Raw genomic sequence first — 13,027 nt, forward strand, 5'->3', positions numbered from 1 at the left:
GAATGGGGATTTTTTCGGGGGAGGGGCCGGGGCGCTGTTTCAAGTTGTTAGCGACGTGGATTTTGACCCAACCCGCTTCTTATAATCAGTGGCCCCTCAACAAAATTAGCATTTCATGGTTTTGACGGTTACGGTCAGCAGTTAGAATGCCCGCCTTGGGGGGACGTGCACGTCATCGTCGCGTCCGGAGTTTGTGGCGGCTCGCGCTTGAGGCACGCCATGTATGACGAGAGGGAGCCTCATGATTCTGGTGACGGGCGGCGCGGGTTTTATCGGCGCCAATTTCGTAATCGACTGGCTGCGTCAATCCGACGAGGCCGTGCTCAACGTCGATAAATTGACCTATGCAGGCAACCTTCGCACGCTGCAATCGCTGAACGGAAGCCCGAAGCACGTATTCGCCCGCGTCGACATCTGCGACCGCGCGGCACTCGACGCGCTGTTGGCCGCACACCGGCCGCGCGCGATCCTGCATTTCGCGGCGGAAAGTCACGTCGATCGCTCGATTCACGGTCCGGCCGAGTTCGTTCAGACCAACGTCGTCGGCACTTTCACGCTGCTCGAGGCCGCGCGCCAGTACTGGAGCGCGTTGCCCGACGAGGAGCAGGCCGGCTTCCGGTTCCTGCACGTGTCGACCGACGAAGTGTTTGGTTCGCTGTCCGCAACGGATCCGCAGTTCTCTGAAACGACACCGTACGCGCCCAACAGCCCGTACTCGGCGACAAAGGCGGGCTCCGATCACCTGGTGCGTGCGTATCACCATACGTATGGCCTGCCGACGCTCACGACCAACTGCTCGAACAACTACGGCCCGTACCAGTTCCCCGAAAAACTGATTCCGCTGATGATCGCGAATGCACTCGCGGGCAAGCCGTTGCCGGTCTACGGCGATGGCCAGAACATCCGCGACTGGCTGTACGTCGGCGATCACTGCAGCGCGATCCGCGAAGTGCTTGCTCGCGGCACACCGGGCGAGACCTACAACGTCGGCGGCTGGAACGAAATGACGAACCTCGACGTCGTGCATACGCTGTGCGATCTGCTCGACGACGCTCGACCCAAGGCGCAAGGCACGTATCGCGACCAGATTACGTACGTGAAGGATCGTCCGGGGCACGATCGCCGTTACGCGATCGATGCGCGCAAGCTCGAGCGCGAACTCGGCTGGAAGCCGGCCGAGACGTTCGCAACCGGCCTCGCGAAGACGGTCGCCTGGTATCTCGACAACCAGGCGTGGTCGGACGAGGTGGCTTCGGGCGAATACCGCAAGTGGGTCGAGACCAATTACGCAGCACGCGTTTGACAGGAGAGGCGATGGCACGCAAGGGCATCATTCTCGCCGGCGGTTCAGGCACACGGCTCTATCCGATCACGCACGCAGTATCGAAGCAACTGCTGCCGGTGTACGACAAGCCGATGATCTACTATCCGCTGTCGACGCTGATGATTGCAGGCATCCGGGACGTGCTGATCATCTCGACGCCGCAGGACACCCCGCGCTTCGAGTCGATGCTCGGCGACGGCAGCCAGTGGGGGATGAATATCCGGTATGCGACGCAGCCGTCGCCGGACGGGCTCGCGCAAGCGTTCGTCATCGGCCGGGACTTCGTTGGCAACGATCCGTCGGCGCTCATCCTCGGCGACAACATTTTCTACGGGCACGATCTCGCGAAGCAGCTCGAGCGGGCCAACGCGAAGGATACGGGCGCGACCGTATTTGCGTATCACGTTCAGGACCCCGAGCGGTATGGCGTGGTCGAGTTCGATCGCGAATTCCGCGCGATATCGATTGAAGAGAAGCCGGCAAAGCCGCGTTCGAGCTATGCGGTCACGGGGCTGTATTTCTACGACAGGCAGGTTTGCGACATCGCAGCCGACATCAAGCCGTCGGCGCGCGGCGAGCTCGAGATCACCGATGTCAATTCGCGCTACCTGGCGGCGGGCCAGCTCGACGTCGAGCTCATGGGGCGCGGTTATGCGTGGCTCGATACGGGTACGCACGATTCCTTGATCGAGGCGGCGACGTTCATCGCGACGCTGCAGAAGCGTCAGGGGCTCATGGTTGCGTGTCCCGAAGAGATCGCGTACCGCCGCAACTGGATCGACGCGGAGCAGGTGCTGAAACTGGCACAGCCGCTCGCGAAGAACGCCTACGGGCAGTATCTCCGGAACCTACTCACCCATCAGGTCGCATGGCAATCCACGTAACGGCAACGGCACTGCCCGAAGTCAAGCTTATCGAGCCGAAAGTCTTCGGCGACGCGCGCGGGTATTTCTACGAGAGCTTCAACGCGCGCGAGTTTGCGGAGCACGTCGCTCCGGGCATCGAGTTCGTGCAGGACAATCACTCGCGATCCGCAAAGGGCGTGCTGCGCGGGCTGCACTACCAGATCGAACACACACAGGGCAAGCTGGTACGCGTGGTCGAGGGAGAGGTGTTCGACGTCGCAGTCGATGTGCGCCGCAGTTCGCCCAATTTCGGCAAGTGGGTCGGCGTGACGCTGTCCGCCGACAACCATCGGCAGCTTTGGGTTCCGCCGGGGTTCGCGCATGGCTTCCTTGTGGTGTCCGAGTCTGCTCAGTTTCTCTACAAGACGACCGATTATTGGTTTCCCGAGCACGAGCGCAGCATTGTCTGGAATGATCCGGACATCGGGATCGCGTGGCCGCTGGATGGCGAGCCGCTGCTGGCCGTCAAGGATGCCGCGGGCATGCGGTTGATGGACGCTGATCTTTTTGAGTGAGGTCGTGATGAATTCCGAGTCGACGATCCTCGTAACCGGTGTCACGGGTCAGGTAGGTTTTGAACTGCTGCGCTCGCTGCAGGGGCTCGGCCGTGTGGTGGCGTGCGACCGCTCGATGCTCGATCTGTCCGATCTCGACCGGATCCGTGCTGTCGTGCGGGCGTTGCAGCCGGCCTTCATCGTGAATCCGGCTGCCTATACGGCCGTTGACAATGCCGAGGACGACGTCGATGCGGCAAGACGCATAAATGCCGATGTGCCGCGGGTCCTGGCGGAAGAGGCTGCGCGCAGCGGTGCGGTGCTGATTCACTACTCGACCGATTACGTGTTCGACGGAACCAAGGCGGGCGCGTATACCGAGACCGATGCAGTGAATCCGCTGAACGTGTATGGGACGACCAAGCTCGAGGGCGAGCGTGCGATCGAGAACGCAGGGTGCGCGTATCTGACCTTGCGAACCAGCTGGGTATACGGGCGACGTGGCAGGAATTTCTTGCGCACGATGCTCAAGCTGGGCGCGGAGCGACCCGAATTGCGTGTGGTTGCCGATCAGGTCGGCGCGCCGACCTGGTCGAAAACAATTGCAGCCGCGACTGCGCACATCCTCTCCAAAGGGCTGGCGGCCCATGATGAGGCGTGGTGGCAGGCGCGCTCCGGAACCTATCATCTGAGTGCGGCCGGCGAGACGTCCTGGCACGGTTTCGCCAAGGCGATCCTCGGCATCGCGATGGGTGACGACGCACCCGCTGTGGTGCCGATTTCCGCGAGCGAGTTTCCGGTGCGCGCAAGTCGTCCGGCGAATTCGCGCTTGTCCCACGGCAAACTCGCCGAGACGTTCGGCCTGCATCTGCCCGATTGGGAATACGCGCTGGGCCTCTGCATGGCCGACTGAAAGGGAGCGCTGGCGATCGAACCCCTGCATCGCCAGGTATTGACGGGGAGCGTCAGGGTAACGGGCAGTCGCGCAAGCGGCGGGTCCCGTCACCGAGCGTTGCCGTCTTGTCAGCCTTGCATGCCAAAACAAACCGCGATCGAGCAGGGATGAAACACTAGCCGAGAATGCCTGTTGCCGAGAAACGGGCGGCCCAGCTGTTTGCGCTCCGGATCCGCGATACCTCGTCGGGCGCCGTCCGGTATTCGAGTGCCTCGACAACGATTGAAGACAGGTTCTCGGATCCGCTCGAGAGGAATGTACCGGGTTCGTCGCACCGCGTTGCCATTTCTCCGAAAGGGGTCGAGATGACCGGTAATCCAAGCGCTCTGTACTCGTAATACTTGATCGGATCGACACCGTCCGTGAGCGGGTTGCGCAGGAACGGAATCAGGCCGACGTCGAAATCCGACATCGCGGCGAGAGCGGCGGCGTGCTTCAGCGGCGGAAGAATCTGCACGTTCGCGGGCAGCGCGATTTGCGGGGGATGGAATAACGGCCCGATCAACCGGATCGTGTCCGCGGGGCTGCATTGCGCAAGCGCAGCGAGCCATTGCCAGTCGAACCACGGCCCCATGGTGCCCAGGTAACCCAGTACATGCGGCCCGGTATGATCCGACGTCTTTTCGCGGAACGCCGGAAGGACGGCTGGATCGAGCCCGTTGTGGACCAGCTTGGCGTCAGGCCGAATACTGCTCCAACTCGAGCGCAAGCCCGAAGACGATACGAAAACCGTGTCGACCTCGCGCGCGACAGCGAGTTCGGTGCGTTTCATCGCCGAGCGCGAAACGCCTCGATAGAACGACGGGAAGTCGTCCATCCTGTCGTAGAGCGACCGGGCGGGACGAGCCGCTCGTAACACGTCGAGCGCGAGCGCGGACGGCTTTCCGACCGCGAGAAGCGTGTTGCGCTCGGCGCAGAATTGCGTGACGCGACGCGTGATGTCACGCCATCCGAATCGATTGATTGCGGTGCCGAGGGGCAGTGGCTCGAGCGGAAGGCTGCGAATGCGGACGACGTCGAGCCAAGGTGGCGCGGCGGTATGCGCGTCGGACTTGCCTTCGCCGGATGGACGGCGCAAGTCTTGAAGCATGGGCAGGCGGGTTGGATACGGATCGATCCAGAGCACCCGGCCATGGGTTTCTTGATGAAACCACTCGACGAACTTGTGAGGTCGCTGTGCGAAGCTGCTCCATGGCACCGGCGACAGATAGACGAGTTGTTCGATCACGCGCATTGTTCCCGGATGACGTCGAAAATCCGCTGAGCTGCCTTTCCGTCACCGTAGGGCGAGACGCCGCGTGCAACCTTGCTGTACTCGTCGGCGTTGTCGAGCATCAGCTGGACCGCATCGACGATCGTATCGGTTTGAGTGCCGACGAGCTTGACGACACCGGCTTCGACAGCTTCCGGGCGCTCGGTCTCGTCGCGCAACACCAGGACCGGTTTGCCCAGAGCGGGCGCTTCTTCCTGCACGCCGCCCGAGTCGCTGAGGATGAGGTACGAGCGCTGCATGGCGGCGACGAACGGCACATAGTCGAGCGGCGGGCAGAGTCGGATCCGGGCGTGGTGCGACAGCAGTTCGCGCGTCGTACGCTGGACGTGCGGATTGGGATGAACGGGAAACAGCACCTCGACGTCGTCGTTGGCGTCGACAATCCGGCGAATGGCATGGCAGATCCGTTCGAGCGGAGCGCCAAAATTCTCCCGGCGATGCGCGGTGACCAGAATCAGCCGCTTCGTGTCGTCGATATCGACGCCGCAGGACGGATGTGTCCGCAAGACAGTGTGAAGCGCGTCGATGACGGTGTTCCCGGTCACCCAGATCTGGTCGCTGGGGATGTTTTCATGCAAGAGGTTGTCGCGCGAACTCGCTGTCGGCGCGAAATGCAGCCTTGCAAGGCGCCCCGCGAAAACGCGGTTCATCTCTTCAGGAAACGGATTGCGGAGGTCGCGGGTACGCAGGCCCGCTTCAATATGACCGAACGGTATATGCCGATAGAAGCATGCAAGCGCCGTGGCCATGACCGTCGTGGTGTCGCCTTGTCCCAGTACGAGATCGGGACGCTTGTCCACGAGCACGGCATCGATGCCGTCAAGCAGACGCGACGTCAGGCTGGCAAGCCCCTGATTCGGACGCATGATGTCGAGATCGACATCCGGTTTGATATCGAAACAGGTCAGGATCTGGTCGAGCAGATCGCGGTGTTGCGCGGTCGCGAGCACGTGCACCTTGAATCCCGGATCCGCTCGCAAACGCAGGATGACCGGCGCCATCTTGATGGCCTCCGGTCGCGTGCCTACGACGCACAGTATGGTTCTAGACATGCTGTCGCTTCGAATCAATCGATGTAGTCCAGATAGAAATGCGGGTAATCGCGCCACTTCTCCTTGAAGTAGTTCGCGTTTCGAAGGAATAGCTTGCGATAGGCCTCGCTGCCGCTGTCGGCGCCGGTCGTTTGATGGGGCTGATGGCGGATTCCGGACAAATCCCGGTAAGTGACCTTCATTCCGAGTGCCTTGACCTGGAAGCACAGGTCCGTATCTTCAAAGCAGGTCGGGTCGTAGAAGGTATCGAATCCTTGCGTCGCATCGAACGTGCGCCGACGCATGAAGAAGCCGCTGGTGCCGAGGAAGCCGATGTCGGCACGATAGCCGTCGCGGATTGCCGCCGCGTTCATCGCCCGATTCGGACAATAGTCGGCAATCATGCCGCCGAGATCGGTGCGCGTGGCGTCGAACCAGCCTGCATTCCATCCGATGACGCCGACACTCGCGTCGTTTTCCAGGACGTGCAGCGCTTCTTCGAAACCCGACGCGCCCACAAACCACTGATCGCTGTCGAAGAAGACGATGTACTTGCCCGTGCTGTGCTGAACGCCGAGATTACGTCCCGACGAGCAGCCATTCTCCGGGTTGCGGACCAGCCTGACGTTGGGAAATTCGCGCTCGACGAGTTCTGCGCCACCATCGGAACTTGCATTGTCGACGACAATCACTTCCGCTATGTATGGCGCAGCGTGCTGGAGCAGGGTCTGCAGGCAGCGTGCGATGATGCCCGCGTTGTTGTGGATCAGGATAACGACGCTGACGTCATGCCGGGGCTGCGGCGGGCACAGCTGCTCGATGCGGCCGAGCCAGCTGTTGCCCGCAACGAAGATGTCGTCGTTTTGTGTGACGGGTTCTGCCGCAGCGAGTGCGCCGCATTGCGCCGCGAACGACGCAAGGTCCGTGCGAACGTGCAGCAGCGGGGTGGCTGTCACGCCAAGTTCCATCGAACACACGACCGGCTTGCGCTGAAGCAGCGCCGCATAAATACCTGCGGTGGAGTCGGCGTAGCGCAGGCTCCGCGCCGCAAGCGGGAAGAACATGAAATCCGCATGGGCGATGTAGGCCGGCACTTCGCTCGTGTGCCGCATGCCAAGCATGACGACGTTATCCGGCAGGCCCGGCGTCAATTGCCCATCGGCGATCACGCAGAACGTGACGTTGGCGTTGCGCTCCGCGGTTTCCTTGAACCACTGGTAATCCACCGAGTCGAGTCCGTCGACCGAGTAGAACAGTGCGACGCTGCGGCGCTTGGACGGCATGTCGCCCGGACGGTTGTACTGCTTGTAGACGTCGAAGACCGTATGAACCGCGGCACCGGGCAGCAGCTCGATTTTTTCCCGAGCAGGCTGCGGGAGGGTGTCTGCAAGTGCCGGCATGCCGACGGTGCATCGATCGGCATCGACGGCGATCGACTCGAGGACGCGCATGGCCTGGCCATCGTGGCTCCAGTCCTGTGCGATGTCGAGGATCGTTTCGAGCCCGCGATTGCGCGCGAACTCGAAAAAGGGTGTGACCCGGGAGTCGGGCACGCCGATGATCAATTTCGCGCTTTCCGATACCTGACCGAAAATGTCCTCGATCTTCGTCGGATCGATATATTCGTGAATCAATCCGGGAATGCGGGGCGTGAGCGGCGCGGGCGTCGAGCCCGTATCCGGAGGCACGACCAGATAGACAACGCGATGGCCCGCGGCGAGCGCCGTCGTGGTCAGTTGTGCGTAGCGATGCCCGGAACCCGCCCAATCGTAGGCGTGAGCGGCGATGACGATGATTTCTTCGCGTTGCAGCTTGGCTGCTGCGCGGAACGAGAGGCGTTGATCTTCCGCAGTCGGAGTGCCGCTTGCCACTTCGATGGCGGCCTGCTGGATCTGCTGCTGTGCTTGCTGATACCGGTAATGGCGTCGTGCAGCAGACACGAGCGCGCGTACGCCGCCATTGCGCAGAATATAGGCGGCACGGCTCATGTAGGTGAGAGGGGCGGACATGTACCGGCGAAAAAGCATAGAGGATCCCGAAGTGGAGTGAATTGCGGCTGCGGCCACATTGGGTTGCGTGAGTGCTTCGGATTGGGCGTGACCCTGCTCGAATTGCCGGATCGTTGCCTTCAGGCTTGAAATTTTATCAGCTTGTTCCTCCGCGACTTTTCGAGCGGAGTCCTTGAGCGTCGTCGTTTGTGCGGCATGCATCTGTGACGCATGCTTGACGAACGCTTCCGCCGCGAGCAGTTTGTGGTTCGCCAGTTCCAGTCTGTTCTGAAGCTCGGCGACCTGTTCTTCCTGTTGCGCAAGCTGTGCGTCGCGGAAGTGCAGCAAACCCACTGTTTTCCCGAGTTCCGTCTCAAGCTGGCCGACCCGTGCGTCTTTCTCGGCGAGTTGTGAATCGCGGTAGCGCAGCAGGTCGAGCGCCTTCTCGCTCATGCGAGCGGCGCCATTCTTTTGCCAGATGAGCTGCTCGAGCCATGTGCTCATCCAGTCCAGCTGCTGGCTGCTCCAGCGACGCGGGGCTCCGCCGGACGCGGAGCGAACGGCCGCAAAAGCGTCGTCCAGTACGGTTGAATGTACGCAGGCCGAAGCGTTTAGCGCGTCGAGCTTTTCCTGCGCGATGATCCAGGGCGCGCCATCCGGATGTGTCAGCCTGCGCACTGCGGAGGTGAAGTCCGCTGCGTCGTCGTTCAGCTGAAGGCGCAGCGACGCCGGCAGGCCCGCCATATCGTGCGCACGCGCCATCTTGGCGTCATATTCCAGCGCCGCGACCGGGATCGATTTTCCGAGCGCGAGGATGCTTCCGTGCAGGCGCATCGAGAACGCGGCGTCACACTCGCCGATGACCGCGAATGCCTCGTCGGGCGTGATCCGGTCAATGATGACGCTTTCGATATGGGGCGACACCGCGAGCTTGAGGTGCTCGAGAAAGGATCGATCGGTGAGACGCTCCTGGTCGCCGACGCTCCATTGAAAGCCGAGCCACACGATCGACCAGCTGTCGTCCAGCGCTTCGTTCAACGCGGCGACGAGTTTTCCTTCCCAGTTCCGGTTGAACTCCCACGATCGGGCGATGACCGCCAGCTTCTTCTTTGTCCCCAACGGGGCGAGCTTGCCGGAAATGTGGACTTCGGCGGGCGGGCGGCTGACGAATGCCCAGCCCGGATCGGCGCCGACGGGAATGTCCCGACGTACGCCGATATCGTGCAGAAGCGCCTCGGAGTCGGTATCGCGTAGCGAAACGTGATCTGCATGCGTGAACACGTCGCGCGTGATGTCGCGGCCGGCCGGGTTGACCAGCGGTCCGACACCGTGTGCCCAGATGACCGTGCGGACCCCGAACTGTCGAGCCATGTAAAAAATCCGCGCATAGCCCGCGATATCGTTTTGGGTCGGGTCGTAAAGTGCCTCGACGTTGAACGGATGATGATCCTGAAAGATGCCGCCACCGCCGAATACCAGCAGATCGGCGTCGGACAGCGCGCGGCCGACGGCACCGAGATTGAAATAGTCGACGGCGGCGATGCCGTGGGCATGCGTCGTATATTCGGGGTTGATGCTCAGTGCGACGAGCTCGCCGCCGCGCTCCCGAACCTGGCGAGCGAGCAGGCCCAGCAACAATTCGTCACCGACGTTGGGTGCGCCGTAATAGCCGACCGCGACGACCTTGATGCTGCGCGCTTGCATGGTGTCGTTCTCCGTCATCATTCGAACTCGAATACCGGACACGGCGCGAGCCACCCCGATCCACTGTTGTTTTCCGGAAGCACGTCGATGTGGCCACCATAGGGCAGGCGCGCGTGCCGTTTGTATTCGCCGGAGGCGATATCGCCGACGCCGACCGCCAGCACATAGCGGTTGCCGGAGAAGCTCGCGCGCATCTTCCAGGTGAACTGGTACGTTCCGGCGGACAGGGGCGGGAGCGCAATATTCATGTGCTGGGTGGTCGCGCTCCACAGCACGATATCGTCGATGCTTTTGATCTGAAGTCCGAAGCAAGGCTTCGGGTTCGGCTCGGACACGCTGATCGATACGACGACGCGGAACGCTTCATTGAACGAGAAGGTCGTGCGTTCCTTGCCGTTCGCATCCTCGATCTTCACGTCGAGAATCGACGTCCGGTCCGACATGGCCGTCATGGCATCGCTTACCGCCGGGCTGGCGGGGGAATCGGTGTCGGTGTGCTGTGTCGGCACCTCGATGTCGATCGCGCTCCCGCCTTCTTCGTCGACGAGGTCGTTCGCATAGAGCTTGACCACGTCGCGGCACGGACCGTCCTTTACCAGCCGGCCCCGCTTCAGGTAGATGGCCCGGTCGCAGTACTCGACGAGGGTGTTGGTGGAGTGTGTTACCAGCAGGATCGTGACGCCTTCCTTCTGCATCTTCCGGATCCGCGTCAGGCATTTGGTCTGAAACGCGGTATCGCCGACCGCAAGCGCCTCGTCGACCACCAGGATATCGGGGGAGACGTGAATGGCTACCGCGAATGCGAGCCGGACGTACATGCCCGACGAGTAGGTCTTGACGGGCTGGTCGATGAATTCGCCGATGTCGGCGAACGCTTCGATTTCGTGAAAACGCGCGCGGATTTCTTCCGACGTGATGCCCATGATTCGGGCAGACAGCATCACGTTCTCGCGGCCGCTGAATTCCGGATTGAACCCGGCGCCGAGTTCCAGCAGTGCGGAGATCCGGCCGTTGACCGTGACCGAGCCGTCGCTCGGCGACAGCGTGCCGGCAATGATTTGCAGCAATGTCGACTTTCCGGAACCGTTTCTGCCGATGATTCCAATGGTCTCTCCCCGCCGGACGGGGAAAGAGACGTCGTGCAGCGCCCAGAAATCGCGACCGTATTGCCGGGAATTGCTCCCAGGGAGCTTGATGCGAGTCGCGAGCGAGTGCCGCAGCCGGTCCGCCGGTTTGTCGTAGATACGGAAGCACTTGGAGAGGTGCTCGACGTTGACGAGCAGCTGTTCCGTTTGGCTTGTAGGTTCAGGCTCGCGAGTTTGCATGAGAGGGAGCGAGTTAGCTTTCACGTGTTCAGCGCAGGCGGAAAAATGACGATCGCACAGTGGACCCAGGGGTCGGATGCCGACTTGCCTCGCGGCCACCGCGGTGGCACGGCGAGGTCGGCATTCGTTCGGTTACCGCGAATGCATCAGCCTATTGTAGAGGTCCCGTTTGGTGCGGACGCACGCATCGAGATCATACTTGTCCTTCAGGAGCTGACGGGCGTTCGTGGACAGCGTCGCCAGCATCTCGCGATTCTGGGCGAGCTCGATGATTGCGTCGGCAAATTCGGCCGCCGTATCGCAAATGACGATATCCCGACGGTTGACGGCGCCCAGCCCCTCGCAGCCCTTTGCCGTGCTGAGAACCGGAATGCCGTTGCTCATCGCTTCCAGGATCTTGACGCGCACGCCGCCGCCTGAAAGCAGCGGAACAAACAGTAGATGTGCATCCGCCAGAATCGGGTCGAGCGACGGCACGAAGCCGTGAACGAAGATGTGTCGTCCGTCGTGCAGCGCCTTGAGATCGTCCGGCGGGTTGCCTCCGGTGAAATGGAGCTTGATGTTGTGCGTCTCGAGCCTGTCGCGTACCAGTGGGAGAATGTCGCGGACAAACCACGCAACGCCTTCCGCATTCGGATACCACCAGAAGCCACCCATCCAGAGCAGGTTGACCTCGTTGGTCGGCTTCGCTCGGTAGTCGGTGTCCTTGATCGGGAAGCACAGCGGCAGATAGTGCTTTTCCACGGGTGCCTTCACGCGATCCATGTCTTCGCGTGAAATGAACGTCATGGCGTCGAAGCGCCAGACGTTGTCGATTTCGACGCGTCGGGCGTTGTGGCGGCTGATCTCGGCGATGCGCGCGACCGCTGCTTTTTTCCAGCCCGTCAGCTGCGCGGGAATCCAGAACGGGAAGAGGTCGGATTCGATGTTGTGACTGACCAGGACGGCCGGCAAGGCCGGGAAGAACTTGCGGAAAAAGGCCAGATGACTGCTGTGCACCTCAAGCATGTCGATCTTCTTTTCCTCGACGATCCGGCGGGCACTGCGAATTGCTGCAGGGCTGAAGTAGCTCGCATCCATGAACGGAAGCCCATGGAAGCAGTGGACCAGTGAATGCCACGCTCGTCCGGGCGTACCCATGTCGGCAGGCATGGCCGCCCGCGGCTCCACGTGGACCGATTTGAAATGTCGTTCATATAGTGAACGATTTTCCTCGATCTTCTTCTTTTCCTCGTCTCCACCGATGGTGAACAGATGGAAATCGTACTCGTCGACCAGCGGCGCGAGCGTATTCATCACGTAGATCGGGCCACCCGCGCTGGCAGGAAGCGGCGGGGACAGCGTAAAAACGAGGATGCTCTTTTTCTGCATATTAGCCACGGGATTCGTCAAACACGTCGGTGTCGAAGAAAGGGGAAAAGTCGGTCAGATAGGCGATGTCGGGATTGCGTTGGCCGATGATTTTTGCAGGCACGCCACCGACCACGGTGAAATCCGGGACGTCCTTCGTGACGACCGCGCCGGCCGCGACGACCGCGCCTTTGCCGATCGTTACGCCTGGCAGGATAATGGCGCGCGCGCCCAGCCATGCGTGATCGTGGATGGTCACGGTGCCGCCGATCGACATGAAACCAGGGTGGTTGTGATCGTGATGCAGGCTGAGAAGGCAGCACTGGAACGAGATGTTGACGTTGTTTCCGATCTCGATGCCCGTGCGACCGTCCAGGTAGATCTCACGATTGAGCACGCAGTTGTCGCCGATGCGCACGTTGCAGCGTGTGTGGTACCCGGTGAAGAACTGCCGCATGCTGACGTGCGTTCGTTGGCCGATGACGACACCCAGCACGCGTCGATAGTAGAAGTTGCGGACTCTTTCAATCGGCATGCGCGCAATGAAGTTGTTGCCGATGTAGTACTTGAGCGCGGCCAGGAAAAAATACGTCGACGACGCTAGCAGGCGGGCCTTGATCCTGCTTTTCATGCGGCCTCGGAAGCTTGCATTGGTCATGATGTGAGGGAGCGGTTATT

10 protein-coding genes are annotated in these 13,027 nt (G+C 61.5%); 4 read left to right on the plus strand and 6 right to left on the minus strand.

Going from position 1 to position 13,027, the window contains the following annotated elements; all coding sequences use genetic code 11:
* Positions 1 to 241: 241 nt before the first annotated feature.
* Genes rfbB through rfbD form a run of 4 tightly spaced genes read left to right on the plus strand, consistent with a single transcriptional unit; the run spans position 242 to position 3,636 of the window.
* The gene (gene rfbB / locus AB3K92_RS26525) at positions 242 to 1,303 is read left to right on the plus strand and encodes a dTDP-glucose 4,6-dehydratase (protein WP_059860433.1); all 1,062 of its coding nucleotides are present in this window, start codon (positions 242 to 244) and stop codon (positions 1,301 to 1,303) included.
* 11 nt (positions 1,304 to 1,314) lie between these two features.
* A complete protein-coding gene (rfbA, locus tag AB3K92_RS26530; RefSeq protein ID WP_059485308.1) occupies positions 1,315 to 2,208 on the plus strand; it encodes a glucose-1-phosphate thymidylyltransferase RfbA in 894 nt (297 codons plus the stop codon).
* Positions 2,193 to 2,744 carry a dTDP-4-dehydrorhamnose 3,5-epimerase gene (gene rfbC, locus AB3K92_RS26535; protein ID WP_059485307.1) on the plus strand — a complete coding sequence of 184 codons (552 nt, stop codon included), beginning with the start codon at positions 2,193 to 2,195 and terminating at the stop codon, positions 2,742 to 2,744. Before rfbA ends, rfbC begins: the two co-directional genes overlap by 16 nt.
* Before the next feature lie 7 nt (positions 2,745 to 2,751).
* Entirely contained in the window at positions 2,752 to 3,636 is an 885-nt protein-coding gene (rfbD, locus tag AB3K92_RS26540) for a dTDP-4-dehydrorhamnose reductase (protein WP_185731794.1), read from the plus strand.
* Positions 3,637 to 3,793: 157 nt separating this feature from the next.
* On the opposite strand, the gene AB3K92_RS26545 is transcribed toward rfbD, so the two are convergent.
* From AB3K92_RS26545 to AB3K92_RS26570, 6 genes are all read right to left on the minus strand, one after another.
* Positions 3,794 to 4,912, minus strand: coding sequence for a glycosyl transferase (locus AB3K92_RS26545; RefSeq protein ID WP_369466140.1), 1,119 nt, complete (start codon positions 4,910 to 4,912; stop codon positions 3,794 to 3,796).
* Positions 4,903 to 6,003, minus strand: a complete 1,101-nt coding sequence (gene wecB, locus AB3K92_RS26550) for a non-hydrolyzing UDP-N-acetylglucosamine 2-epimerase (RefSeq protein WP_226191542.1) — start codon at positions 6,001 to 6,003, stop codon at positions 4,903 to 4,905. The genes AB3K92_RS26545 and wecB overlap by 10 nt, the downstream gene beginning before the upstream one ends.
* A gap of 14 nt (positions 6,004 to 6,017) precedes the next feature.
* Positions 6,018 to 9,692, minus strand: coding sequence for a polysaccharide pyruvyl transferase family protein (locus tag AB3K92_RS26555; protein WP_369466142.1), 3,675 nt, complete (start codon positions 9,690 to 9,692; stop codon positions 6,018 to 6,020).
* Positions 9,692 to 10,999: an ABC transporter ATP-binding protein gene (locus tag AB3K92_RS26560; protein ID WP_060058373.1), complete on the minus strand. Its 1,308-nt coding sequence runs from the start codon at positions 10,997 to 10,999 to the stop codon at positions 9,692 to 9,694. The genes AB3K92_RS26555 and AB3K92_RS26560 overlap by 1 nt, the downstream gene beginning before the upstream one ends.
* A gap of 132 nt (positions 11,000 to 11,131) precedes the next feature.
* A complete protein-coding gene (locus AB3K92_RS26565) occupies positions 11,132 to 12,370 on the minus strand; it encodes a glycosyltransferase family 4 protein (protein ID WP_369466144.1) in 1,239 nt (412 codons plus the stop codon).
* A 1-nt stretch (position 12,371) separates the two neighbouring features.
* The gene (locus tag AB3K92_RS26570) at positions 12,372 to 12,980 is read right to left on the minus strand and encodes a DapH/DapD/GlmU-related protein (protein WP_059485300.1); all 609 of its coding nucleotides are present in this window, start codon (positions 12,978 to 12,980) and stop codon (positions 12,372 to 12,374) included.
* Between the last annotated feature and the right edge of the window lie 47 nt (positions 12,981 to 13,027).

Source organism: Burkholderia sp. Bmkn7 (assembly GCF_041103175.1).
In the GTDB taxonomy this organism is placed as follows: domain Bacteria; phylum Pseudomonadota; class Gammaproteobacteria; order Burkholderiales; family Burkholderiaceae; genus Burkholderia; species Burkholderia cepacia.